This window comes from Virgibacillus doumboii (genome assembly GCF_902806455.1).
Classification (GTDB): Bacteria; Bacillota; Bacilli; order Bacillales; family Amphibacillaceae; genus Lentibacillus; species Lentibacillus doumboii.
The window spans coordinates 586,684-613,306 of record NZ_CADCWQ010000001.1 but is presented as its reverse complement, the minus strand read 5'-3'; the positions used below and the strand labels follow the sequence as shown (position 1 = coordinate 613,306).

At 37.7% G+C, this 26,623-nt stretch carries 28 protein-coding genes and 1 pseudogene; 3 read left to right on the top strand and 26 right to left on the bottom strand.

The features are described 5' to 3' along the window. Positions 1–128 precede the first annotated feature (128 nt). From G6R02_RS02905 to G6R02_RS02880, 6 genes are read right to left on the bottom strand one after another with little or no spacing between them, the layout of a single operon-like run. The gene (locus G6R02_RS02905) at positions 129–860 is read right to left on the bottom strand and encodes a carboxymuconolactone decarboxylase family protein (protein WP_164667755.1); all 732 of its coding nucleotides are present in this window, start codon (positions 858–860) and stop codon (positions 129–131) included. A 17-nt stretch (positions 861–877) separates the two neighbouring features. Further along, on the bottom strand, positions 878–1,564 hold the full coding sequence (locus tag G6R02_RS02900; protein WP_164667754.1) for a cyclase family protein: 687 nt from the start codon (positions 1,562–1,564) through the stop codon (positions 878–880). 24 nt (positions 1,565–1,588) lie between these two features. Then, a complete protein-coding gene (locus G6R02_RS02895) occupies positions 1,589–2,185 on the bottom strand; it encodes a flavin reductase family protein (RefSeq protein ID WP_164667753.1) in 597 nt (198 codons plus the stop codon). 17 nt (positions 2,186–2,202) lie between these two features. Continuing rightward, positions 2,203–3,255, bottom strand: a complete 1,053-nt coding sequence (locus tag G6R02_RS02890) for a zinc-dependent alcohol dehydrogenase (protein WP_164667752.1) — start codon at positions 3,253–3,255, stop codon at positions 2,203–2,205. A 40-nt stretch (positions 3,256–3,295) separates the two neighbouring features. Next, the gene (locus tag G6R02_RS02885) at positions 3,296–4,627 is read right to left on the bottom strand and encodes a short-chain fatty acid transporter (protein ID WP_246202603.1); all 1,332 of its coding nucleotides are present in this window, start codon (positions 4,625–4,627) and stop codon (positions 3,296–3,298) included. A gap of 25 nt (positions 4,628–4,652) precedes the next feature. After that, complete coding sequence (locus tag G6R02_RS02880) at positions 4,653–5,582, bottom strand: 3-hydroxyacyl-CoA dehydrogenase NAD-binding domain-containing protein (protein WP_164667750.1); 930 nt, start codon at positions 5,580–5,582, stop codon at positions 4,653–4,655. Positions 5,583–5,712: 130 nt separating this feature from the next. On the opposite strand from G6R02_RS02880, the gene G6R02_RS02875 reads away from it, so the two are divergent. Beyond that, on the top strand, positions 5,713–6,504 hold the full coding sequence (locus tag G6R02_RS02875) for an IclR family transcriptional regulator domain-containing protein (RefSeq protein WP_164670300.1): 792 nt from the start codon (positions 5,713–5,715) through the stop codon (positions 6,502–6,504). A gap of 38 nt (positions 6,505–6,542) precedes the next feature. On the opposite strand, the gene G6R02_RS02870 is transcribed toward G6R02_RS02875, so the two are convergent. Together G6R02_RS02870 and G6R02_RS02865 are read right to left on the bottom strand one after the other, a co-directional pair. Next, a complete protein-coding gene (locus tag G6R02_RS02870) occupies positions 6,543–6,758 on the bottom strand; it encodes a DUF2922 domain-containing protein (RefSeq protein ID WP_164667749.1) in 216 nt (71 codons plus the stop codon). A gap of 119 nt (positions 6,759–6,877) precedes the next feature. After that, positions 6,878–7,102 (bottom strand): DUF1659 domain-containing protein, encoded by a 225-nt coding sequence (locus G6R02_RS02865; protein ID WP_164667748.1) that lies wholly within the window; start codon positions 7,100–7,102, stop codon positions 6,878–6,880. Between the two features lie 233 nt (positions 7,103–7,335). Between G6R02_RS02865 and G6R02_RS02860 the strand changes: the two genes are divergently transcribed. Together G6R02_RS02860 and G6R02_RS02855 are read left to right on the top strand one after the other, a co-directional pair. Beyond that, a complete protein-coding gene (locus tag G6R02_RS02860) occupies positions 7,336–7,959 on the top strand; it encodes a hypothetical protein (protein ID WP_164667747.1) in 624 nt (207 codons plus the stop codon). Positions 7,960–8,068: 109 nt separating this feature from the next. Then, positions 8,069–8,290 carry a hypothetical protein gene (locus tag G6R02_RS02855; protein WP_164667746.1) on the top strand — a complete coding sequence of 74 codons (222 nt, stop codon included), beginning with the start codon at positions 8,069–8,071 and terminating at the stop codon, positions 8,288–8,290. A 327-nt stretch (positions 8,291–8,617) separates the two neighbouring features. Here the strand turns inward: G6R02_RS02855 and G6R02_RS20405 are convergent. The 18 genes and pseudogenes from G6R02_RS20405 to pfkB all read right to left on the bottom strand — a co-directional run bounded on the left by G6R02_RS20405 (position 8,618) and on the right by pfkB (position 26,510). Continuing rightward, positions 8,618–8,878: pseudogene (locus tag G6R02_RS20405) on the bottom strand (AtuA-related protein). Positions 8,879–8,922: 44 nt separating this feature from the next. Continuing rightward, the gene (locus G6R02_RS02845) at positions 8,923–9,102 is read right to left on the bottom strand and encodes a hypothetical protein (protein ID WP_246202503.1); all 180 of its coding nucleotides are present in this window, start codon (positions 9,100–9,102) and stop codon (positions 8,923–8,925) included. A gap of 18 nt (positions 9,103–9,120) precedes the next feature. Next, entirely contained in the window at positions 9,121–10,095 is a 975-nt protein-coding gene (locus tag G6R02_RS02840) for an acetylxylan esterase (RefSeq protein ID WP_164667745.1), read from the bottom strand. A gap of 11 nt (positions 10,096–10,106) precedes the next feature. Then, a complete protein-coding gene (locus G6R02_RS02835; RefSeq protein ID WP_164667744.1) occupies positions 10,107–10,883 on the bottom strand; it encodes an alpha/beta hydrolase in 777 nt (258 codons plus the stop codon). Continuing rightward, entirely contained in the window at positions 10,870–12,450 is a 1,581-nt protein-coding gene (locus tag G6R02_RS02830; RefSeq protein ID WP_164667743.1) for an FAD-dependent oxidoreductase, read from the bottom strand. The genes G6R02_RS02835 and G6R02_RS02830 overlap by 14 nt, the downstream gene beginning before the upstream one ends. Positions 12,451–12,486: 36 nt before the next feature. Continuing rightward, positions 12,487–13,194 (bottom strand): N-acetylmannosamine-6-phosphate 2-epimerase, encoded by a 708-nt coding sequence (locus G6R02_RS02825; protein WP_164667742.1) that lies wholly within the window; start codon positions 13,192–13,194, stop codon positions 12,487–12,489. A 26-nt stretch (positions 13,195–13,220) separates the two neighbouring features. Further along, positions 13,221–14,744: a DUF4127 family protein gene (locus tag G6R02_RS02820; RefSeq protein WP_164667741.1), complete on the bottom strand. Its 1,524-nt coding sequence runs from the start codon at positions 14,742–14,744 to the stop codon at positions 13,221–13,223. 40 nt (positions 14,745–14,784) lie between these two features. Continuing rightward, positions 14,785–16,473 (bottom strand): ROK family protein, encoded by a 1,689-nt coding sequence (locus G6R02_RS02815; protein WP_164667740.1) that lies wholly within the window; start codon positions 16,471–16,473, stop codon positions 14,785–14,787. A gap of 33 nt (positions 16,474–16,506) precedes the next feature. Beyond that, complete coding sequence (locus G6R02_RS02810; RefSeq protein WP_246202502.1) at positions 16,507–17,331, bottom strand: carbohydrate ABC transporter permease; 825 nt, start codon at positions 17,329–17,331, stop codon at positions 16,507–16,509. A gap of 15 nt (positions 17,332–17,346) precedes the next feature. Beyond that, on the bottom strand, positions 17,347–18,255 hold the full coding sequence (locus G6R02_RS02805; protein WP_164667739.1) for a carbohydrate ABC transporter permease: 909 nt from the start codon (positions 18,253–18,255) through the stop codon (positions 17,347–17,349). A gap of 64 nt (positions 18,256–18,319) precedes the next feature. Next, on the bottom strand, positions 18,320–19,510 hold the full coding sequence (locus tag G6R02_RS02800; protein ID WP_425509059.1) for an ABC transporter substrate-binding protein: 1,191 nt from the start codon (positions 19,508–19,510) through the stop codon (positions 18,320–18,322). Positions 19,511–19,885: 375 nt separating this feature from the next. Next, a complete protein-coding gene (locus G6R02_RS02795; protein ID WP_164667737.1) occupies positions 19,886–20,659 on the bottom strand; it encodes an endonuclease/exonuclease/phosphatase family protein in 774 nt (257 codons plus the stop codon). Positions 20,660–20,683: 24 nt separating this feature from the next. Further along, complete coding sequence (locus G6R02_RS02790; protein ID WP_164667736.1) at positions 20,684–21,286, bottom strand: histidine phosphatase family protein; 603 nt, start codon at positions 21,284–21,286, stop codon at positions 20,684–20,686. Positions 21,287–21,746: 460 nt separating this feature from the next. Then, positions 21,747–22,739 carry a tagatose 1,6-diphosphate aldolase gene (locus G6R02_RS02785; RefSeq protein ID WP_164667735.1) on the bottom strand — a complete coding sequence of 331 codons (993 nt, stop codon included), beginning with the start codon at positions 22,737–22,739 and terminating at the stop codon, positions 21,747–21,749. Positions 22,740–22,794: 55 nt separating this feature from the next. Further along, positions 22,795–23,649 carry a Cof-type HAD-IIB family hydrolase gene (locus tag G6R02_RS02780; RefSeq protein ID WP_164667734.1) on the bottom strand — a complete coding sequence of 285 codons (855 nt, stop codon included), beginning with the start codon at positions 23,647–23,649 and terminating at the stop codon, positions 22,795–22,797. Between the two features lie 42 nt (positions 23,650–23,691). Continuing rightward, entirely contained in the window at positions 23,692–24,162 is a 471-nt protein-coding gene (locus tag G6R02_RS02775; RefSeq protein ID WP_164667733.1) for a PTS sugar transporter subunit IIA, read from the bottom strand. Continuing rightward, the gene (locus G6R02_RS02770) at positions 24,152–25,582 is read right to left on the bottom strand and encodes a PTS fructose transporter subunit IIC (RefSeq protein WP_164667732.1); all 1,431 of its coding nucleotides are present in this window, start codon (positions 25,580–25,582) and stop codon (positions 24,152–24,154) included. The genes G6R02_RS02775 and G6R02_RS02770 overlap by 11 nt, the downstream gene beginning before the upstream one ends. Then, on the bottom strand, positions 25,569–26,510 hold the full coding sequence (gene pfkB / locus G6R02_RS02765; protein WP_164667731.1) for a 1-phosphofructokinase: 942 nt from the start codon (positions 26,508–26,510) through the stop codon (positions 25,569–25,571). Before pfkB ends, G6R02_RS02770 begins: the two co-directional genes overlap by 14 nt. Between the last annotated feature and the right edge of the window lie 113 nt (positions 26,511–26,623).

Below are 26,623 nucleotides of genomic sequence, written 5' to 3'. Positions count from 1 at the left end.
CTGAAAAACACCTCACTTCATTTTGTACGAATTACGTACAATTTTATATTATTCGTACATTGATTATATCATATATATGAAACTGGTAAAAAAATAATGCACTATACTCTCAAATGAAGATTCATAAATTATTTCAGAAACGCACTTCCCTCAAACCAAGCAGGGATTCCCGCAGTCAGCATCCCCAGAAGTGACACCTCGGCTATTTCCTGATCAGTTGCACCCAGTTTTCTTGCTGTATTAACATGAATTGCAATCCCTTTTTCATACTGTTCTGCCACATTAATTCCAACAAGTACAAGTTCCTTTAATTTTCTTGGAACCACGCCGTCTTTTAAAACGGAAGTTCTCAGATTACCGTAATGTCTTAAAACCTCAGGAGCTTCTCCCTCCAGAATATCAACCCAATCGGACTTAACTCCGCCGGCTTCTTCTTTATAATAGGCAATTGCCTCATCCACATTCTGAAAGTCAGAACCCGTATCCTTTTCTGCTGCATCAGCTGAATCGCTGTTTCCACTATATTCTTTTGCATATTGAACTGCTTTAACGCCTTCCAGCCATGCAGGAATACCCCTTGATAATATACAAGGGGTAAGGATTTCAACTAATTCAGGAATGGTTGCTCCTAAATCAACAGCACTTTTCGTATGATTCAACATGCTTTTTTCATATCGACGAGCGGCATTTATCCCAACAAGTATTAATTCCTTATCCTTTTTTGGAATGCTCCTCTCTGCCATGACTTCGTCTCGTAACTTCGTATAATGTTCAAGCACTTCAACGTTGTAGTCATTCATTTTCTTAACCCATTCAGGAACTTCACCATAGATATCTTTAAAATAATTCAATATATCCATACGCTACCTCCTCACGCTCAAGATTCATCCACAAAAGCAATTGCCCTTACAGGTGATGCGGTCGCATTTTTGATTTTCAATGGTAATGCCTGAAACTGAAATCGTTTCTGTTTCGGCAATTTTTCAAGATTAACCAGGTTTTCAATAATATAAATATTATTTCCAAGCACTTCCATATGGACTTCACGTTTCATATTGTCATTCACATCAATATTTGGCAGGTCCAGACCGACAGTTTTCACTTTCTTGCTCGTCAGCCACTCTCCGGCACTTTTAGCAAAAGCTTTTGCTTCATAGAAATCATCATCACCCCATGTGCCTTTTCGTGTGCGGACAAGAACTATATCGTTTTCCTGAACATGGATTCCCTGTTTCTCTTCTGCTTTATCCAACATCTCAGCGGTGACAGCTTCATCCTGGGTTTTAAATTCGGAAATATCCAGGAATACAGCCGCTCCCATCGTATTTTCTAACGTCATGTCACTCGCCGTCTGACCACCTTCAATAAAATGAACAGGTGCGTCAATATGAGTGCCGCTATGATCCGAAAATGTGATAAGCCGTGACTCAAAGCCCTTGCATGGCAAAATATAACGGTGCCCGGAGTTTTCAAACGTTGAGTGTTCCTTAATCTCAAAAGGGGGGTGACTCTTAAATGATTGCAGCCCATCAAATAGTTCCAACGTCAAATCAATTAGTTTCATATGATCTCCTCCTGACTATAGCTTTTATCGTGGTCTATCGACTTTGAAAGTCTCACTGCAATTAACATAGAAGTTGCCTGCCATTCTACCGATTGGCTGCAGCGCTTCCGTATCAATCCGTAACTGGTCCATTAATACTTCATCGGCAACATTCATCGCAATAACTTCACCGACGATAAAACTTTCCGGTCCCTTCCCGTGCTGATAAACTTCATGAAGCTTACACTCAAAGCTAACCTTCGACTCTTTTACTCTCGGGGCTCTGACTAACTCACTTTTAACTGGTGTCAAACCTGTCAGATCAAATTCGCTTTCTCCCGGCGCAAGCGTTGCGGATGACTGCACAACTTGATCCAAAAAATCACTTGATACAATATTGACTACATATTCCTTCTGTACTTTAATATTGTGGAGTGTATCTTTGTTTCCATTTGGGCCAGGCATTGTGGTAAATCCAAGCATCATCGGATCTTTGGAAACAACCGTGAAGAAACTGAATGGTGAAACATTTGTCCCGCCATCCCCGGCTGTTGAAACAAATGCAATCGGTCGTGGAACAACACTACCGATTAACAACTTATATTTTTCCTGGTCATTTAACTGATTTAATTCAATTTTCATTCTAGGTCCTCTCTTTGTTACGCATTCAACTCCAGCACAATTTTCCCAGCTGCTTTATTCATTGCCGCATCAAATGCATCTTTCGCATTTTCGATCCCGTAACTTCCAGTGACAAGTTTCTCAAACGGAAATGCATCGTCGGCTGCGTATTCCAATGTTCGTTTGAGAGTCTCTTTCGTAATACCGTAGCTTCCTTTAATCTGAATCTCACCTCGGACAATCTGATCCATTTCCAGTGAGAAGGTATTAGTGGAAATACCAACCAATACTAGCTGTCCGCCTTTTTTCAACACCTTGACTGCATGCCCCGGAACCGAATGATGGCCAGAGCAGTCAAACACCACGTCATAGCCGCTGTTATGCCTCAGCAAATCATCAACTAATTTCTCAGATGTCATACTCGTATGATGGACACCTAATTCCTTAGCTTTCTCAAACCGTTTTTCATCTCCTGGAATACCTACCATGGTTATACTTTCTGCTCCGAGTCCAACTAATAAACTTGCTATACCTAACCCGATTGGTCCGGGTCCAAAAACAACAATTTTTTTACCAGCCACCGAACCTACCTTTTCTACCGCTGTAAGTCCAACAGCTATGGCCTCCGCTACAGCGGCAACATTATCCGAAACCTTATCTGAAATCGGAAACACATTTTCTTCCGGGACAGCAATAAATTCTGCCATTCCTCCATTTTGTCTGAATCCATATTGCAGTGACATTGGAGCTTTTTTAGTCATAAAAAAGTTGTTATTATCGCATCGGTTTTCTTCAACCTGCTGACAATATTCGCACTCCCCACAAGGGATATACGGATTGATGACAACCCGTTGTCCCTGCAAGGATTTATTACTTGTTTCGACTACTGTTCCAGTAATCTCATGTCCTAAAGTAAGTGGATAAGAAATCCAATCATATCCAGCATGCCCGGCATACATATGCAAATCACTGCCACAGATACCAACACCTCTTACTTTTACCAGAACTTCTCCATCACGAACTGTCGGCTTCGGCAATTCTTTTATCAACAATTCATAAGGTTTATCATTATGCTTAACAACTGCTTGCATTTAACACGCACACCCCTTCTTCATCTAAAGTTGTTTGTCACTAACCAAGGAAGCCCCAAAGCAGGAAGATCGTGCCATGTACAACTCCAAGCCAAAGCATGATAACAACCATATAACCCATAATAGATTTTAACGGCAGCTTGGATATTGCCAAAACAGGCAGAATCCAGAATGGCTGTATCATGTTGTTCCAGGCATCCCCGAGCATAACTGCCATTGCCGTCTGTTGTATGGATGTTCCCAATTCAGAAGCAGCCTGAACCATAATCGGCCCCTGAATTGCCCATTGTCCTCCACCAGAAGGTGCCAGTATATTAATAAAGAAAGCACTTATCAGACTCCAGAATGGCAGGGTAGCCTCTGTTGAGAAGCTTACAAACCAATTAGAAAATGACGTAATTAACCCGGTTCCTGCTAAAATTGCCATAATACCGGCATAAAACGGATATTGCAGTACAATACCGGCTACTGTTTTTATTCCGTCCGATACAGCAGATAAATAACGTGCAGGCGTTCCCATCAATAAAATTCCAAGAAACAACATAATAAAGTTAACTGTATTCAGACCCAGTGAACCACCTTGAATAAAATAAGTCACTGTATAAATAAGTCCTAATATTCCGATACCAATGCCAAAAAAATGACTGTTATTCATGCGATTGGAAAATGTAGCTTCTTCTGTACTTGCCGATTCTTTTGCCCCTTCTGATTCTACTTCCTGAACAATTTTTGGGTCAATTTCGATAATATCATCCTTTTTCTTCGGATGAAGTCTGGCATTTACAATCGGCAGTGTAATAAGAATTGCCAGCGTTGAAATTATCATCGGTAAAGAAAAAATTGTTTCACTCAATGGAATAATACCAACTTGTTCTTCAAGAAAATGCCCAGGTGTTGCAAGCGTTACTGGTACAGTTCCTGATATTCCTGAACCATATAAAGCAAACCCACTATAACCGGCAGCGATAATTAATGGGTAGTGGACACCCCTTACCTGTATAGCCAACTTTTGTGCAACGATACCACCGATGATTAAACCAAATCCCCAATTTAACAGACTTCCAATTCCACCAAATAAAGTAGCTGCGATAATCGCAGTGGATGGCCTTTTAATACCCGCAATCGACTTATCAATCGCTTTATTAACTAACGGTGTTTTTGCCAGTACATAACCTGTGAGCAAAATAATTGTCATTTGCATGGTAAAAGCCAGCAAATCCCAGAAACCATCACCCCAATACATGGTAGTTTCTATAAAACCAGCACCTTGCATCGTCATAGCCAATACAACTGTTACCAGTGTCAATCCAATTGCTATTACAAACGGATCCGGCAAATATTTATTAACCATACTTGTGAAAAAACTTGTCATTCGCTTCAATTTTAACTCCCCCTGTTTATGTTTTTGAGATTGATTGTATCAATTCAAGAAATTTTTCATTTTTACTTTTAATATATTGTTGATAATCGCCCTTCTTCCAATCGTAAAAGCCTGTCTTCGCCTTAAGCCCGGTTTCGCCATTCTCTACTTTTTCTTTCAGCAATGGAGATGGATTAGTAGAGTTATTCAAATCCTTGTACAAATAAGATGCAATATCATAATGGACATCCAGCCCATTGATGTCCCGTTGTTCAAGCGGACCAGTCATTACCATACGAAGACCAATGCTCCATTTTACAACAGTATCAATATCTTCAGCCGATGCTACACCTGATTCCAGAAGTGAAATTGCTTCTCTGGCAATCGCATGCTGTATCCGGTTTCCTATAAAACCTGGAACCTCTTTTTGTAACAGAACTGGTTTTTTCCCCAATTCCTCTAAACTATCCATCATAAAATTGGCAACTGCATCTGATGTCTTTTCTCCTTTTACAACTTCCACCAACGGTACGATTGCTGCCGGAGTAAAGAAATGAGTGCCAATTAATCGTTCCGGAATTTTTAACGCTGAAGCTATTTCAGTAATGGATAGACCTGAAGTATTGGTGGCGAAGATTGTATCTTGCGCGCATTTTTCTTCCATTTCAGCAAAAACCTTTTGCTTTAATGACAATTTTTCCGGCACTGCTTCAATAACAAGATCAATAGAAATTTCACCCGGCAGTGAGTAAGTTGTTTCAAGGTTGGACATGCAATAATCTTTATCTACTGAAATAAATCCTTTTTCGTACAATTCCTCTAACTGCTTTCCAATTGATCCGGCAGCATCTTTTATAACATCTTCATTTTCATCAACTAATAAAACGTTTACATTGCTTTGTAAAAAATATTGTGCGATACTTCTGCCCATTGTACCTGCACCAACTACCGCAACTGATTTAATCACTCTCCGTCCCCCTTTCTCTATGTATGCAGTTAAAATTTATCCTTGAAAACCTTTTCAATGTATTGTACGATATACGTACAATTATTTATATTACGTACGAATTATATCATAGGAGGTAATGACCTTGTCAATGGAAGAGTCTAACAATTTTAAAAAATCCCAAGATTATATCCAGTCTTTGGAAAAAGGTTTGAACGTCATTAAGGCTTTTTCAGAAGAAACCCCAACACTCACAATCAGTGAAACTGCCAAAATAACCGGGTACAGCAGACCAACTGCACGACGGATTCTTCTTACTTTGGAACATCTCGGATTTGCAGAGTCCAGAAACGGAGTATTTTCACTAACCGCCCATACGCTAACATTGGGATATGCCTATCTGTCAACACAAAATATATGGAATATTGCACATCCTTTTATGCGGGAATTCGTAGAGCAGACAGGCGAATCAAGCTCAATTGCCGTTCTTGACGGAACAGATATCATTTATGTTGCACGAGTTCCTACCAAGCGAATAATGACCATCACCTTAAACGTAGGATCTCGCCTTCCCGCATATGCAACTTCCATGGGACATGTTCTATTGGCAAATCTGTCAAAAGTGGAATTTGACCGGTATCTGGAAGATGCAGCGTTTGATAAATATACCGATAACACCTTAACCACAAAAGAAGAATTAACCGAGGAACTAGAGAAAGTCCGCAAAAGAGGGTGGGCAGGTGTAGAACAGCAGCTGGAAGAAGGCCTTCGTTCCATTGCAGTTCCTATCAAAAATGCTGAAGGAAAAGCCTTCGCCGCCATCAACTGTTCCGCGCACGCGGGAAGAATAGGAAAAGAGACACTTACAGAAGATTATCTGCCATTATTACAGAAGGCTGCAGATAAAATCAGTAAAGGTTTAGCGGGCTTTTCAAGATTTTAAAAAATAGACCAGCGCACCCCCACGCTGGTCCATTATAATTACACTAATTCAACTTCCTGCACATTACGTTCAACAACGCGTGCGCCTTTAATCGAAACAACATCGCCACCTGAAGATGAGAATGCATTCTGTGCGATGATCTCATCCATTGCAGCCTTCACTGCAACCGAATCAACTGGCTCGATTGGCTTTTCAAGTGAGTAAGTCACTGTTTTGCCTTCCTCGTTCAGAAATTTAAGCTCTAACTTTTTCATCATGCCTCCTCCTTTCCTTTATTATTTTTTGAGAGAAAAATCCGGCTCTCTTCAAATTGTTTTTAATTTTCAATTGCCCAATTGTTAGCCGATTTCATTCTCATACTCTCCCGAGAAAATTACGCCTGGCTGATTTCCGAATCATCTCTCCGCTCGATATTTGCAAGCGGACGCTGCTGCAACGGTGAAACCGCTGATGCGATTGCATACAGCTGATCGGCTGTTGCGGTTGTTTTTACATTGTTGAAGCCCTTTGTCTTGAAAAGCTGCTTACCGGAAACTTCATCAATGCCATCATCCAAAATCAGCTGCAGACGTGAACTAGTCATTGTTGCTACTGCCATGTTGTTCACCTCCCTTCACTACTACAATCGAACCTCAATTGAAAAAGGTGGCATGAAAATAAAAATATTTTATTGCCACTTTTTTGGCTTGGGAAACGATTGTAGTAATGAGAAAGGTATTTTCTTTTTAAGGCAATTAAAACCCAGAAAACTAGGACTATTTATCCATCAATTTAGTTAAAATATGGTATAATTACTCATGCGTATTTGATTTTAAAGGACGTGTGAAGAAGTTGACCAGAAGATTCACCTTAACATTTCAGGATTTCGAAGACCTTGAATTTTTCGATATTCTTTCACTTGAAGATAAACAGATTAACGAAGTTCTTGCAATTGCTTCTCAACATACAAAAAAACAGCTTCAAGAGTATGAAACAAAAGGATTCGATATTTCCTATTTAACGGTTCCTCAAAAACATAGGGTTATAGTTTCTAAGAATCGTGTAGTTTTCAAACGAAGTCCTGATGAATTGAGAAGACAAAAAAGAGTTGTTGTTACACTTCATTCTCAACAAAGAGTTCTTGAAAGAGTGGATTCCAATGAACTTGAAACGATATTAGATATAATACAAAGAATTATTGATTCAGATAAAGTTTTAAAAGCTCAGTTTAAAGGGTATAGTTCATTATCATTTACTTTAATCAAAGATGGAGACCCAGCATTATATAAACTTCCAATTAGTTTTAAATGGATTAAAGGAAGGCGACAAATTTTATCGGTTACAGTAACCCATCGAAATGCTCCGCCGTCAAAAATGAGAACAAAAATAGCTAATAATCATGGATTTGCTGAAAGAATGGTCGAATACAGAAGAAAGTTAGTGGAGCAGAGTCAGAAAAATAAAGGACATAAATAAAGTTTCTTGAATATATATGTATTAAGGTTTAATATAATATATATATGTATAAAATGAATCGTAGAAGGGATGAATACAAATGCTTACCGTAAACAAGGAGGTTCAAACAATGAAAAATGAACCAACTATGTTAAAAAAAGATATACATTGGAAACGTGAAGAATGTGCATATGTTATTCGGAATATCCCTTACCTAAAGGCTGATTATGATGGTGAAGAAATGCTGGACTTAGACGTTTCAATAGCGATAACTACTTTACGTGATCTTATGATTGAGAATGCCATCCCACATGATGTAGATTATGAAGACTATGCGGATATTGAATTTTAATTACATGTTATATATTTTTAGTTTCTTTTATTAAGAAATGAGTAAAAAAAAGTCCATTGCCCAAATTTAGGGATGGACTTTTTTTAAAAAGAAAAGACATCCCTATATGCAAAAAAACTATATTTTAACTAAATAATTTATGCTTTTCAGTAATCAAATAGCAAGTATTATTTTCAGTCAACAGATTAGTATTGGGACCAACATAGCTTCCGCATATTTTGGTCCCAATATCATTAATAATGTTACTGTCGAATTGATTCGCCATGGAAGTGTTCGTAAACACATACACCATTCATAACTTAGGGCAGAACTCCACTGTACAAACAACTATTCATCACCAATCTCCATCTCCAACAAGGCACTACTCAAACTTTTCCCATGAGTATCCATTGCAAGTGAAGTTGTTACTCCTCCTAGCAGACTTCTGTAACAGACAAAATTCAGGGCATGAATATTAGGCAGCTCCTAACGAACAACTTCACCGGAAACGATATCTTTCAAATGTGTCTTAACCTTTTCTGCTGTTACCACTTGACATAGCCATTCATAATGATCTTCTTTGTAAGGGATCAGTGAGAGGTTTAACATATCTCCTTTATCCCCCGCTCTGCTGTGGGCTATTTCGAATAATTTCATAGCTGGATTTCACACTTCCTGTAATAAACTTCCGGCTTCACTTGGTCTCTGGAAATTAACGAAGAAACTACACCGATGGATTCAGTTATTTTTTTCCGTGCTCCACCACCGCCATATGGCCCATTAAGATATAACGACTCAACTTCTTCACCAATTAATGCTGCTTGTTGTTTCAAATGATGATAACCGGCCTATCATCTTTCCAACTGGCTCGCAACAAATGCCACCTTTTTCTCCTCATGAAACGGATTCACTTCATGACCAAATTGTGGATATACTTCTATTTGTTTATCGTCTGTCTGCAAATGATTATATACTGCGAATACAGTGGATGGTGGTGTTTTGTCATCCTCTAAACCAATAGCCATTAATGTAGGACATGTAATAGATTCCGAAAAATGAACACTATCAATATATCCCAATGTATTCATCACCTGATCATAGGTTTTGTTTTGTGGATCATTAAATTTGAAGTAATTTAAGATTTCTAAATAAGACCCGGACCTGGCAACATAAAGCGCGCGTTCAAAATGGGACAGAAAAGGCCAGTCTGCTATACAAAAGTCTATGTCGTTATTAAGTCCAGCCGCTGCGATTGCGATACCACCGCCCTGTGATGACCCCATTACGCCTATCTTTGTTGGTTTAACAGGAAAATCCAACGACTTTATCCAATTTAATTGTAAAATAAGATCTCGATATACATTCGTATAATAGTAATTATCAGCATCCAGAATGTCATGAAGCATCCACCCCGGAACTCTGCTGCCATTAGGGTAATTGGCAAAGTCCGGGGAGTCCCCTTGCCCTCGAATATCAAATGCAACAACAGCTGCCCCCAATGTTAACCATTTTATGTAATCAGCAGGCAACCCACGGTATCCTGTATAGCTATGATAAGATACAATTACCGGGCACTCATTGACTGATTCTGGTTTGACGAGAATACCTTTTATCGGCGTTTGATCCCAGCTCTCGATTACAATATCCATCACTTCAACTGTTGGAACAGGGTAATCTCTGGCCTTCAGAGACACCTCCGGGCTGATTTGATTTATCTTTCTTTTCTGCTCATCCCAGAACTCGTCGAATGATTCAGGCTTGTTTACTAACTCTGGTTTGTATGTACGTAATTCATCCAGTGGTAAATCTCCAGCATTTCTTCCCACTGTCTTCACCTCTAATCTATAATGTCGCTATCATGGTCAGGAGTTGTTATAAAAAAGCTTAAAGGATTCCATAGATCTCTTTCCCAAAAGACCCATTCATGCGATTCCTCCTGCTCCGTATAATCAATAGCTGCTCCTTTTTCGGCAAACGCCTTATATAATTCACGATTTCGAGTCAAGATATATAACTTTTCTTTCGTAATAGTGGATACAAATTGATTTTCATAAATACCAACCGTTTGATAAATATTCCAGCTGAGCTTTTCCACATTGCTTAAAACACGAATGTCTTCTTTTTGAACTGCCGCAGACTGAAGTAACAGATGAGTCCATTTCTCAGGGTTCTTTGCAGCAATATTTACGGAAACGTTTCCTGCTAATGAATCTCCTAACATTCCTCTTTTGGCAATATTTATGTTTAACGATGTCAGTCTTTTTTCAACAGTTGGGATGAGTTCATCAACCATAAAATCTATAAACTTTTCAAATTGCTCCCCTTTATGATGATAAGAATGCCATCTTTCCATCGAATCGCCTGGGTGGATAAGGACAAAAACCAGCTTCTTAGCCAAGCGAGGATAATGTTCCAATAATTGCTGGAACGTCTCCCTCAACCTGCCTAATTCCATATAGTCTTTACCATCTTGAACATATAACACATACGCATCTTCTATGGTTTCTCCTGATCGAAGCACATCGTATTCATACCGTTTGTGAAAAAATTCACTATGAATGCTGTCTGAGGTAATATTCAAAATATCCATGTCCCTTTCATTAATTACGATCAATATCTTCCGGCCAGTGCAATTGAACACCATTACTTTCCAATAAATCCTGGTAAGACACTAAATGCTCATGATCTTCCCGAACTTCATGCGCACTGACGTTATTCAAGATAGAGTAAGCTGCCAAGTAACCAACGGATTCGCCAATATTCCACTCTGTTGGATGCAGGCGGTAACAACCATTCGCGATTTGAGTAGTCCCTATATTCTTACCCGCCGGCAATAAGTTTTTGACCCTAATTGGCAATATCGCCCCCAACGGAATTTCATAAGGGTAACTCGGAATATAAAACGTTCTGTTAGAAACGGTTGTATGATGTAAATCGAGATGATAACTTCCTACCCCAATGCTGTCAGAATACTTTTTAATCCCCTTATTTCCTCTAACCTCTCTGCTTACATCCAATTCTGTGATGGTATATAAAGCTTTTATCCTTCTCGACTCCCGAATATATGGGTATTTCGCAAGTCCATCATCCGTACCAAGCACATCTTTTCTTAGCCTTAATCCTGGATAACCCTTTCCGCCATCCAGACGTGGTGCTTCCGTTTGCAACCAATATAACAAAGACAAACTAAGTTGTTTCGCACCCTTTAGGTTTTTGTCACGTTCTTCTTCAGACACATCAAAAACCGGTCCTAAAAAGTAATCATTTTGCGGCCAATTGATAAGCGAAATATCTCCTTCAAATAAATTTCCTTCTATATTATTTACATCTAAAACACGACGATAGGTAAATAACGATGGAATACCCTCGTCATTTGGAAATAATGTAAATTCTTTAAATGTTGTCGTATCCGCAGAATTAACTGCATACCAACTGAATAATGGCCGTTCAGAAAAGCTTGGAATATAGTCCTTCCAAAAATCATACTGCTCAGGTTTTTCAATCGTAAAATTTTCATCTTCTATGTAGTCGACTGCAATAACATGTGTAATGGATTGCATATCTGATGGATCTTCTTGTTCTAATGCATGAGGTTCTCCTGTATCCTTTCGAGATTCAGCACCTGTTACGTATTCAACACCTGCCAGTGGAAGAACATCCCCACATTCAGTCGCATCTAAAAAATAGTCTCCCGTTAATTCTATTTTTTCATCATTTAACAGATGCCTGACGGTTACTGAACTAACGGTATCACCATCTATTCTAGCATCTTCAGGTTTATAGTTTATTAAAACTCGAATTCTGCCGCTACTAATATATGGAGCAAGCATATCTTCAATTACTTTTAAAGCAACTCTGGGTGCATGGGCCAATCTAGTAACCCACCCATTTCCAGGATTAAGGAATTCATTGTCATTCGCGGATTTTGTTAGAGGATAGTTCGTTCTATAATAATCACGAACTCTCTTTCTGAATTCTTTATATGTAGACGTGCAACCAAACTTTTCAATCCACTGATGTTCATCCGGTGGAACTGCTTGATTGGTCAATTGCCCACCGAGCCAGTCCGTTTCTTCAGTGGTTATCACTTTCAATCCCATTTTAGCAACTGCTAAAGAGGCCATACACCCGCCAAGACCCCCACCTACAACAATCACATCAGCTTTTTCTTGCCTAACCATTTATATCTCCTCCTTTTCTGCCTCTCCATTCCGAAGTTATTTTTGCCTCATATCATGCTTAACCGACATTGATGAAACAAACGATTCAGTGATTAGCTGTGGTCTTGTGATAGCACCGCCGACTACAACAGACCAGGCTCCGAGTTCTAACATTTCTCTTGCTTGTTCCGGCGTTTGAATCCGTCCTTCTGAAATTACAGGAATTTTGTAAAGTGAGCATAGTCGTTCAACCAGATTAAAATCTGGGCCTTTATTATGTTGCGAATCACTTGTATAACCTGAAAGTGTTGTAGATATTAAGTCAACATTCGATTCATAAGCATATTCAGCATCTTTAAGTGAAGCAATATCTCCCATAACTAACGTATCACTATGCTCGTGAATATATTGAACCAAATCTTTTAGCTTCTCGTTATTGGGTCTTGTTCGAACTGTTGAATCCAAAGCAATAACTTCCGGTTTAACGGAAAGCAGTTCTTTAATCTCCTTCAAGGTTGGAGTAATATATATGTCACTGTCGGTATAATCACGTTTTATGATAGCAATTATTGGAAGGGCTGTTTGCTTTTTTATTGCAGCAGCATCTGAAATGGTGTTACACCTTATTGCTTTTGCCCCACCGACTTTAGCAGCCTCTGCCATTTTTGCCATCGTTTCTGACCCATGTAAGGGTTCATCTTCAAGAGCCTGGCAAGAAACAATTAGATGTTGATGTACGTCCAATAGAAAGTTATTATTGCCCACTTTAACATCTCCTAATAAAAAAATAATTACACATTAAACTTAACAGACAACTGAATTCCGCATTCAAACATTCGATTCCAAGGTGCATAAGTACGTAATTCTTCTATTTTACTATGTTTAAAGCTATTTTTAATTCCTTGATTAAATCGATCAGATAATCGTTTATCTCTTTCAAGGTTTACTAATGCAGCCTTATCCTTTAAATCAAAATAATTAAGATTGTGCTCTGGCAGGAAATCTTTATCCATTTCCATCCGTATCTCAGCCTGATAGAAATAATCATCCAATAGATGATAGATGATATTTTCTTGTATCATGTTCGAATTACCGAACTGTCCGATAACTCCCTGCGCTATTGTCGTACCCAACGTATTGCAATTTGTATTCCATCCCTTGTAAGAAACCAATTTGTCTAGAATTTCCTCTTCATCCATCAGAGTAATTAATTCAAAATCACCGCCATTTGCGTAGGCAGAGTCTGCTACAATCACTTTTTTCCCAACCTGAATATAGCTTTTGATTTGGCTTACAAACATAAGCATATTTCGAAAACTGGAATATGTAATATCCTTTTTAGACTGATCCCATGACTCCTGCATAACACGACCTGGCGTATTATAAGCAAGGATCAAATCCGCTGAATCCGAATCATTTGCCATCTCGCATCCTGCTGCCAAAATATGTGCTTTCATGCTCTCGGCAAACGGGCGATCTTCATACATTGGAATAAGTTGCGGTCCAAGCGTACTACTCCAAATAGGATAAATTTTAGGCTGATGACCTTTTAAATCGTTATAAACACGCGCGAGCAATGTTGCCCCAACCTCATCGGCACCAGGATATATTTGAACTCTATTGTATAAACTTAGCTGTTCCCGTTTATCGGTAACTACCTTTTGATCCAGTGCAGTGTACCCGTATTCCGCACTGTCGTCTTGAGGAATGGCTAGAAAGGTTAGCACTCCCTCATTTATAAGGTCAAGCACTCGCTTGTTAATCGCTAAATTAAAATTTCTTCTCTTTTCATAATCCTCAACATATTTTTTTGGTAATCTGGTTTGTATTTCATTTAGCTGGTCCATTTCGTCCCGGGATAGATCTTCATGCATTTCCTTATCCATTAGAAAAGCTTGTAAAAATATTTCCCGACCCCAATCTTCATAGTAACCCGGTTCCTCATCACTTGAACTATACCTCGGTGTACGCATTATCATATTAGATGCATAGATAGGCAAGTCCGGAAATGCCTCATGAAATGAACGGAGTCGCTCCATCCACATGGGACCCGACTCTTCTGACAAATAATGTAAACGTGACGGAAGCAATCCACCATATACGAGCATATCAATACTGAGAATGAGCGCATCAGACTTAATTGCTTCATCATTCATCCATTCCCACAATTTTTCCGTATCAGAAGGACGCTTTTTATGCCCAAATAAATCTTCCGGCGGTAAAACTATTTCGATTTCTGATACTGACCCTGCAATTCTCTCGACAACATACGTATTACAAGGTCTTTCGTCAATTGGAATATAGATAATTCTCATGTTTTGGCACCTCCTTATTTGACATGTTCTAGTTATAATTTTACAGTGAAGTCAAAAATCCGAATGAGCTCTCCTTCGTTTTATGCTTTTGCATTTCCTTGAATAAAATCTCGATTAAATATAATACAGACACTTCATTTACAGAACTTGTTACACTATTAGATTCATCGGTTGACGGTATCAAGAACGAAATCTCTGAGCCATCTGCAATCGGGGAATCCTGCTGGCTTGTAATTCCAATTGTGACAGCCCCCTTATCTTTAGCCATTTCCAACATATTGATAATCTTTGTGTCATATCCTGATAAATCAATTCCAATTACAATCGTCTGTTCTTTTAATAAATGACTGGAAATATCCATTTCATAGCTATTAGAGAAAGCATCTACGGGAATACCCAGTTTCATAAGTTTATATTTGATTTGATTAATAATGAATGATATTTCTTCTGAACCATATAAAATGATTTGTTTTGCCAAAAGAAGCTGATCCATAAAATGTGAAACATCTTTGGGACGATTTAATGTATCAAGTTTATTCAATATATTAATGTATTCCTGCCTGACTTCGACCAAACTGCTTGATTCTGCTTTATCATGAATACGTGTACCCACAATCGCTTCTTTGGCCATTAAGCGAAGTTTACTATATGAACCTATCTCCAATTTTTTACAAAAACGTGTAATCATTGATTCTGAAACATCTATTTTATCGGCCATTTCGGATATTGTGTGATTAGGCACATCACTTAAATTCATCATAATATATTTAGCAATCACGCTTTCACCTTTAGTCAATTTATGATTGTTCGATTCAATCATCGTTGTAATTCGATTAAAGGGCTGCATGGATTCCTGTAACAAAAAATGCCTTAACGCACCAATCATACCTGCATCATTAAGATTACCAGCAATTTCAATTTTAGTTTTTTCAAGAATAGAAGGAATCATATCTCTCTTTAGTTGTTCCATAATAAGCTGATATAAGTAATCTTTTTGATTGGTGATCCCTCCCCCAATAACAATCATTTCCGGATTCATCATATAAGCAATAGTAGCGATACCTTTTGATAGATAATAAACAAGCCGGTTAATTTCCTGAATACAGATATCATCGCCCTTATGAGCCAGGTCAAATATCTTTTTTCCACTTAGCTCATCTTCTGAAATATCTTTTTCATTTGCAACATTTCTAATTAAGATTCTGGTCGAAGCGAGTTCCTCCATTTTGCTGCCTTCTATAGGGATATAGCCAATTTCCCCGCCACTGAAACTGTGACCGGTATGCAACTTATTGTCAATAATATAACTTCCGCCAATTCCAGTACCGATACTTAGGCAAAACAAGCTTTTGGCATCTTTTCCTTTCCCTATCCATGACTCTGCCAAGCCAACACAGTTTACATCATTTTCGACCTCCACTGGTAAACTGAAATAAGCTTCTAAATCTTTCTTCACCTGCATACCTGTGTATTCAGGAATCAATGATGAAGCATATAGAATTTCACCTTTTCTTGAATCGACCTGGCCGGCTGTACTGATACAAATTCCACTTACGTTGTACCTTTCAATCAATTCATCGCCAAGTTGTTTTACCTTATTTAAAACTTCCATTCCTCCTAAATATGCTTCGGTTGGCTTCTCACTTTTTTCCAGGAAAACTCCTTTTTCTGTAAGTACACCATATTTAATTAATGTGCCCCCTATATCAAACGCTAAAAAGTTTCTCATAGTACCTCTCCTTGTAAAATCAATTGCTGGTAATTACCCTTTCACCGCACCATCTGTTTGCCCTGAAATAAAGTGTTTTTGCAACCAAATAAATATTAATAAACTTGGAATAGTTGTCAGGATGGAAGCAGCACCAATCAATTTCAAATTTCCACCATCAAAGTTTTGTGACATTTGAGCCAGACCGATTGATAATGTATACATACTGCTGTCGGTTGTGTTTAACAATGGCCATAAATAATCTCCCCAAGTAAACGTAAAAGTATAAATTGCTAATGAAATGAGCGTGGGTTTTACAAGAGGCATCGCAACTCTAAGCCAAACCTGAAACCTATTTGCACCATCCAAGTATGCAGACTCCTCCAGTTCTTTTGGTACATGTAAAAATGCTTGGCGCATGAAATAAATACCAAATGCAGTTGAAACTTGCAAAATGGTTAAGCCTATATGTGTATTTCTTAATCCCAGTTCACCGGCAATCTGAAATAGTGGCGCCATATAAAGCTGAAATGGTACCGCCATAGTAGAAATGATTAAAGTGAGTACAACGCTTCTTCCTTTAAAATCAATCCGAGCAAGTGCATAACCAGAAAGACTGCTAAACAACAGGTTTAATGGAACAGCAATAGCAGTAACAACCGTTGTATTCCATAAATAAATCATGAAATCTGTCTGCTTAAATGAATCGACAAAATTAATAAGCGTTGGATCATTTGGCAGTAATCCGTCATAAATACCTTGCGTTGGAGATTTCAATGCAATAAACAAGGTATATAAAAATGGCCCTACAGTAAGTACTGTAATAGCAATCATAAGTATATAAATCATAACTTTCGAATTTAGTTTCCTTGATTTCAACCTTTTCAACTCCTTTTATGCCCTCAAATCATCTTCACGGCCGCTCGTCAGCTTCATTTGAATCAAAGCTGCTATAATTGCTATCACTAATAAAACCAACCCGGCAGCAGAGGCAATACTAACATCCAGATTCATAAATGCATCATAGATGTACATAACAAGTGTTGTTGTTGCGCCAGCTGGACCTCCACCTGTCGTCAATGCAATTTCATCAAATACTTTTAAGCCATTAACCAACGTTAAGACCGAAACCAGTGTCATAGAAGGTACCAACATTGGCATTGTAATCTTTGTAAACTTTTGAATAGCAGAAGCACCATCAATACTTGACGACTCATATAGTTGATTGGGTATCGATTGCAAGTTAGCTAAATAAATAATCATATAATAACCCAGACCCTTCCAAACCGTGATAAAGGCGACTGCTATCAGAGCAGTTGTTTGATTTGTAAGGAAATTCATCGATTCATCCAAAACACCGATCCACACCAGAATTCTTGATATCGTACCATCCTGTGAATACAACATTTTCCACATAATCGCCGCAACAACAATTGGAGTAACAACAGGTAAATAATACAAAACCCGAAATACCCCAACAGCTTTAACTTTCTGATTTACCAAATTTGCTAAAATCATTGGGAGAAAAATATTAAGCGGAAGTACTATAGCAACATATAAAATCGTATTCCATAATGCCGTCCAAAACATTTCATCTGCAAATATTTCCTTGAAATTAGCAAGCCCTACATATTCACTCTGCCCGGATATTATTTGATAATCGAGGACACTCCATTGAAATGCTTCAATAATGGGAATGACAAGAAATGTTACTAAAATAGCGATAGACGGTAGTAAAAATAACCAGGGTGTAAATTTTTGCATTATCCCTTTATTTGATAATGCCAAAGGCTTTCTACTCATCTTATTCCCTCCTGAAATTATAGAGACTAGCATTTTATAAAAAAGCTAGTCTCTTAGTTTTTCATTAAAATGTTGGTTTTGCACCTGCTTCTTCAAATGATGCATCCCATTTTTCCGTTAACTCCTGTATTGCTTCTTCAGGAGTAATGTCTCCTTGAAGATTTTTTACAAAAGTCATTTTTGTGATTTCACGGATTTCGGAAGTATTGTCAAAAGGCGGAATCAATACTTTAGCACGCTCCAAGGATTTGGACGCCTCCAACATTCCCAATGCCTTTGGTGAATCACCCGGGTTTTGGAAATAATCATCTTCTAATGATTTTTTTGTTGATGGAAGTACAGTGCCTGCAAGTTCTGCAAACTCAAGCTGATTTTCTGCATTAGTCACAAATTTAGCAAGTTCTACTGCCGCTTCCGGGTTTTTAGTTTTAGCCGGGATGGAGAAGTTCATAACGGCTACATTCATTGGCGCTTCCGGATCATTTAAAGGAGGACCTGCCTTTGACGCTTTATATATATCAGGCGCACCTGATTCGATTGGTCCGAGGAAAGTAACCCCGGTTTCAAGAAATGAAACATTACCGGCCATGTAAAGTTCCTGCGCTGTTGAAAATGAGCCCTCTGCATTCTCCTTAGGCATTAATCCTTCTTGATACATCTTCTGTGTAAGTTCAAAGTATTCAAGAATTTTTTCATTATCCTCCAGTGATGTTTTTCCATCCTCAACAATAGGATTGCCATTTGCAAGCGTTACCATTTTATTTAAAACAACACCGCCTTCATTGATAACCTGGTAAAAGGAAGGTTCACCGGTTTCTTCAGTAACAGCCTGTGCAGTTTCATAGACTTCTTGCATACTGGAAGGTGTTTCTTCAATGCCGGCTTTTTGAAAATGGTTGTTATTGTACCAACTTACAGTAGTAGTTAAATACCATGGCAAAGAGTACAGTTTTTCTTCAAAATATCCTGAATTAAATGCCCCTTCCAAATACTTATTCTTCGTATCTTCACTAATGTAATCGGTTAAATCCAACAAGCCCCCTTGGGATGCAATGTTAATCGTATAACGAGGTGCCAGGTTGACAAGATCTGGAACTTCATCACTGGTAAGCGAAGTAAGCACTTTTGCTTCAATTTCACTTTGTGGAATGTCCTGGATTTTTACGTCAACATCCGGATGCATTTCCTCAAACTCTTTCTCAATGTCGGCAAAGTAACTGTCAAATGGCTCCCCGGACAGTGATGCAGTCCACATTGTCACTTCCCCTGACAGTCCTTCAGATGAATCTGATTCACTTCCTGCCTCATCATTATTACATGCCGTCAAACCAATAATTAAGACAGCAAAAAATGGAACAAATAAAAACTTTTTGAGTCGTTTCCCCATATACCCCAACCTCCTTTTAATTTTTAATACTTTTCTTAACTATAAGAAAAGTACTCTTGTATTAATAATAATCGTTAAAAAAGAATAAATCAATGTATTTTAAAAATTATTTTTAAAAAAATCTATATTATGATTATTATTTTTAAAAAGTCGCCTATTCGCTGTACTTCCAACAAACAAAAAAGGAAGCACCTCCAAAACAAACTTCAGGAAGGTACTCCCTATAACTATTAATTTCAACTATTAACTGTCTAATATGCAGCAAACAGGATAATGATCTGACAACATTTCAACGTCACTATCATTTATTATAGATACTTTAGGACGATAGGTAAGTAATTTTTCATTGACAAGTATATAATCAATGCGCAGATAGGATGGTTCTGTTAGCTCACCTTTAATTTTTGTAGGAAAGGAGTAGGAAAACGCATCCAAATCAGACACATCATATAACCCCGTATCTAATAAGTTTTCCATCGGTTTATAATTGATATGTCCACTTACAAGATGAGTACGTTTTTGTGTACTGTTCCGCTTAATTTTCTCTACAGTATTCATTTCCTTGTAAAAGGCTGCATCATGCGGGGAAAGCGTATTGAAATCCCCCATAACTACAACCGGCTCCGTTATACTGCGAACACAGTCAGCAATATATTCCGTCTCTTTCTCTCTGCTTTTTGATTCAAACGGAGTGAGATGGCTGATTAAAAAATGAATACCCTTAATCCTAACTTGCAGTAAACCGTGGTAAATAGGTTCATCTTCCACACATCCAATAACCTCAATCGGGTCCTTTGCCGCAATTCCGACATAATACGGGCTGAGTTCCGCCTCAAATAAATAACTGTAAGAGAAACCTATTTTTTTCATTTCCTCATCGAATTCACCGGATGTCCAATCGTTCAACTCATTAAAGCCAACTACATCACAATCTTGCATCTTCAACCAATTACTTAATCGTCCGTATCGCTCCTGATCTCTGCAACCATCCAGAATATTATATTGCATGATCTTCATAGTTAAATCACTCGTTTCTTCTTATCACTGTTTTATATCTGACAGTTCTTGCTTTTGCAAATGAACTGCACAATTATAAACCGAACATTCCCATGTATTTCTGCGCAGTTCAACCTTTGTCACAGATGTATTTTCCAGGTTTACACCTTTTGTTTCATCTTGAAACATCCCTTTTAACGTTTCACCAATCAATATTCCATGACTGACCACTAGCAAATTTTTACCTGCATATTGTCTTGCCATATCTTCAACGAATTCCAAACCTCTTTTACGAACGGAATCTTTGCTTTCTTCACCAAGATCCAGAGTGCGCCAATTTTCACCCCACTTTTGAACTCGCTCTTCCTCTATAGTCCCAGATATTTGTCCTCGATCAATTTCTCTTAAGCGTTGATCAAACAATATTTTCGGTGTTTTTATTTGCTCAACTATGATATTCAATGTCTCTTTGGCACGGAGAAGATCACTGGAAATAACCATATCCCATTCCTCTTTAGCCAAACGTTTAGCAACTGCATTTGCTTGTTTTATGCCTATTTCATTTAATGGATTATTTGAATGACCCTGTGACCGTTTCTCCCTATTCCAATGCGTATTTCCATGCCTTACAAAAGTAATCGTTGTCATTTTATCCTCCAAAGATCCCGTACTATACCTTACTAGTTGTGTTTGAAATTTATTAATTTTATTACACATTATACTATATCGTAACATAAAACTAGTATTTATGAGATAACTCAGAAATAGAATTGCGAGACTATTTTCCAAGTTTTTTACACCAGCCTGTACACCAGGAACCAAAATTCCAGAAAACCCGAAAGGTGTCACCTTTAAATAGCTATTGCGCTAGTTTGCTATGTTGTAGTAATCAAAAACGCCTGATCATGTCAAATAACAAAATAGAATAAGAGAAAACTATATTGACAAAACTGTTTAAATTTATCACTACCCAAAACCATCAAAAAAGCCACCAGTTATCAAAACCAGTAGCTTTAGTTAATATTTTATTCGTTATAATTCGCTAAACAAAAATTTGGAAGTGGCACACACCCAAAACCAAAAGGATAAGTTCGTGGTGAATCTTTTCTTATTCCACTATTTCATCCCATGGAGTCGCCGTCTCCTCAATGGCTTTCGTAACCTTCTCTAAGTTCCTTAAGCCTGTCGATTTTAACCATTTATAATAGTCATCTTTGCCATCCTTAGCAAAAGCTTGAACGCCATCTTTCCATATTGCTCTTCCGCAGAGGCAACCATTAAATCTGGAACCGGAATCTTTTGCAAAATGTAGTGTATCAATAAACTGTTCATTAGTTACTCCACCGCTTAAATAAATGAATGGAAGCTTACTTTTTTTAGAGCATCTTCTGTAGTATTCCCGTGCCTCTTCTTGTGTAAAAATAGGGGTATAATTATCATATTGTTCATTACCTTCTATATTAAAAATTTGTACAGGGACCTCAACTTTCAATAGGTCAATACTGTATTCTTCTTTTGAAAATTCCTCCATAAAATATTCAACGATCTGAGGCTTTCTTTTTGCAAATTCCTCACCTTTTGAATCCAGGTTAACTGCACTGTAGGATACGGGCTCCAGAATAAACAGTACATCATTTTGTTTACATTCATCCCCTACACGCTTAATAAATGCTTTCTTGATATCATTATATTTTTCTTCTTCATCTGTATCATAATAAATCAATAATTTAATTGCATCTGTTCCACGCTTCACGAGATCCTGCACAGCATAAAAATCTACCAAATTGGGAAGCCGACCTTTTTCTGATGCGTCATAACCTGTTTTCTCATACGCCATAATGAGGCCAATTGATTCTTCTAGTTTTTCTGCACCTTGCCACCCATATTCTGGATCTAATAATAGGGAAGAAGATTGATTACCCAGAATCTCGCTAACCCCTTCTTTGAATCTGGTTAGACCTTCTTCATAAGATATCGTTTCATTATATGATCTAATCATTTTTCCTAGAGAACCTCTTTGATCCATAGCAGTTGCCAAGACCACATTATTTTGATTGGATATCGCTTCTAACCCTCTTTTTTTACCGGGAGTTAATTTCACTCTTTAAATCCTCCTAACCACTCTCTTTACCTAACATCTATAAACTGACATACTTCTAATCTAAAAATTGTCCGATTGCTTTCGCTACCCCATGATCATCTTGACTGGGAGCTAAATATCTTGCATGACTCTGAACATTCCTATCGGCGTTCTCCATAGCAAAACTATTCGAGACCACTTTAAACATCGAAATGTCATTTTCGCTGTCACCAATTGCCATCGAATGATCCATATTCATATTTAAAACCTTAGCCAAGTAACGTAGTGCTTTCCCTTTTGAAGCATTGAAATGCTCTAGTTCAAAATTATATTTTGACGAGGAAACAAGGGTTAAATTTTTTGATTCCGCAAATTTATCCTGCCCTTTTTTTCGCTTCTTGTCATTAAATGAAAAGGCCAATATATTATGAACCTTCTGTCTGTCCTCGAATACTTTCTCATAGCTTTCCATAAAAACAAAACCATATTGACCTATTTGTTTTTCATATGCCAATTTCATGTTATCTAGCTCAGATGATGAACTTTTTTCTTCTAATGCATTCAATTCTGCCTGAAGAATTTCCTTACCTTCCTTGGGCGTATATATCCCGCTTTCACAAAAAAGTTCATAATAAAATTCTTCTTGATCCAACCATTCAATAATACTTCTTGTTTGTTGTTCTGGCATAGTAACAGAAAGAATATTAGTTCCAGATGGAGAATGTATGGTAGCACCATTTGCCCCAATCGTATATAAAGATAATCCTATTCCACTTAAAATCTTTTGCACATCAAAATGTGCTCGACCTGTTGCAATCACTACTTCATGTCCTAACTTTTGTGCTTGTTTAATTGCTGCTATATTCTCTTCACTGACTTTATGGTTACTATTAATTAATGTGCCGTCCAAATCAATGGCAATTATACTCATACACAATTTCCTCCGTTCTTAAAGAAGAAGCCTGTACTCAAGCTAATCCATATTTTCATTCAAGAAGTTATTTATAATGTCATAGATTGCCCCAGAACTTTTCGCATTTGACAGTTCCATTCGGACGTCTTCATCCATAAGCATTTTTGAGATAGTGGATAACATTTTCAAATGTGTTGAACCAGCTTCTTGATCAGGTATGAGTAAAGAAATGAAAAAGTGAGCTGGTTGTCCGTCCATAGAGTCCCACTCAATCCCCTTATCATTTACTAAAATCACAATTCCAGCCTCAGTTATAGAGGACTGTTTCGTATGCGGAATTGCAAACCCATCAAAGAAACCCGTGGTACTCTCCTCTTCACGCTTAAATAGTCCTTTTATTATAGCTTCTTTATCATTTGCAATCCCTTGCTCTATAGCAAGGGATGCAATCTTTTCAAAAATTTCTTCTTTTGAACTTAATTCTGTTTTGTATTCAATTAAATCTTTTGTTATTACTTGATTATGCTGCATCGTCAACCCTCTTTTCATTTTTTAGATAAGAACGTTTCATGTAGGATCCATATATGAATGCCGCAACAAGAGAACCAATTAATATTGCAACAACCCAAAGAATCGCATTAGTAACAACTGGTAATACTAAAAATCCTCCATGTGGTGCCGGTACTTGTACATTAAACATATAAGTCAAGATTGCAGAAATAGATGAACCAATCATTAAGATCGGAATCACAACAATAGGGTTCTTAGCTGCAAATGGTATGGCACCTTCCGTGATATGAGTCGACCCTAAAATAAAGTTTAAAATACCCGCATTTTTTTCTTGCTCATTAAAATACTTTCTAAAGAATACGGTTGCAAAAGCAGTGATTAATGGTGGTGCAATACAAGCTGCTGAGACACCTGCCATGAAATAAAAATTACCATCAGATAATAATGCAGTACCTGTTAAATAAGCTGCCTTATTAACGGGGCCTCCCATGTCAAAAGCACTCATACACCCTACAATTAATCCTAAAAGAATAGGATTCGAGTTTTGGAAGTTAGATAAGAATGACATCATGCCTTCATTGATAGCTGTCATTGGTTCAACAGCGATATACATAACAGCTCCAGTTAAAAAGATTCCAAATAGAGGATACAGGAAAATTGCTTTTAATCCTTCTAATGATTGAGGTAAACCTTTAAATAACTTTATGAGTAATACAATAATATAACCAGCAATGAAACCGGCTAAAATTCCGCCTAAAAATCCAGCTCCACCATCGTTGGCAATCACACCCCCGACAAACCCGGCAACTAATCCTGGTCTTTGAGCAATAGATTGGGCAATAAATGCCGCTAAAATAGGTACCATTAGTCCAAAGGCGACACTTCCTGTTTTATTTAGAAAAGCAGCAAATTCATTATAGGACTCATGATCAGGGTTTGCTGAATGAATACCAAATAGGAATGAAAGTGCAATTAGAACACCCCCACCAACAACAAAAGGCAGCATGTGTGAAACACCATTCATTAAGTGTTTATAAATTGCACGTCCGACTTTAGAACCTCCTCCAGATGACTCTTCCTCACTGTTTTCAGAACTTGTATTACTGTTACCACTACCTTTATATGGAAGTGCTTTACCATCAATTATTTGCTGGATTAACTTTTCAGCATCTTTTATTCCTTGTCCTACAGAAACATCCACCGTAGGCTTACCCGCAAACCTGCCAGCATTAACATCTTTATCAGCTGCGATAATGACACCATCTGCTTTTTGAATGTCTTCTTTTGTCAACTGGTTTTCAACACCCACTTGACCATGCGTCTCGACTTTAATATCTACTCCTAATTTTTCGGCAGCTTTCCTTAAAGCCTCTTCAGCCATAAAAGTATGGGCTATTCCTGTTGGACAACCTGTGGCTCCTACAATCTTAATTTGACCCATTTTCAATTCCTCCTTTTAAGTTATCTATATGAATTTTATTAACTAACTCATCAATATCACTTAGGTCACTAAGACCCTTAGAAAATGCTGTAGAAGCTCCTGCTGCTGACGCATAGATTAAAGCTTTCTCAATTGTAAAACCTGCTTGTACCTTTTGTATGAACATGGCTAGCATCGTATCTCCTGCACAGGCAGAATTAACAACATTTCCTTTTACGGAAGATACTTTTAATAGATGACTTTCATCAATATAAATAGCCCCTTCTTCTCCCAAGCTAACTAATACTCGTCGTGCACCTTTATTCAGTAAATCATACCCTAATTCAACTACCTCATCGTCCGATAATTCTTCCTTATTATAAAACTGAGCAAGCTCCTCCTTATTTGGCTTAATCAGGTATGGATGATAAGGCAAGCAGTTTAAGAGTTTATTTGAACTAATATCCAAAACCAAATCTATATCTTTTTGCTGTGAAATTTTAGAGATTTCTTCATATATTGATTCGTCGACTCCCTGCGGTAAACTCCCCGATACAAATAACATCGATTGATCAGGTAATTCCTTTATTTTTTGTAACATTTGAAGAATGCTCTTTTTTTCCACCTTAGGTCCTCTATTAACTATTTTATATTCTTGATCAATATTATGAACAAATATATTTACTCTAGTAATTCCATCTATTTCTACAAATTCAGTTTCTATGTCTAATTTCTTTAGTTCATCGTTAATATAGGTACCAGTAAATCCAGCTATAAACCCAAGAGCAGTACTATCCACACCCAACTTTTTCAGTATGATGGAAACATTAATGCCTTTTCCATTCGCCTGGTAGTCTTCATCAAAGGTTCGATTCACTTTATCTGGTTGAAAATCTTTAGTTGCAACAAATAAATCAATTGCTGGATTTAATGTACAAGTGTATATCATCCAACTACCTCCTTTTATCTTAATCTCATTATCTCACATAATTCCATGTAAAGGTTTTCAAAATATGTAAAGGTCTTATTTAAGAATACCTATCTAAAAAAGCATAAGGGATT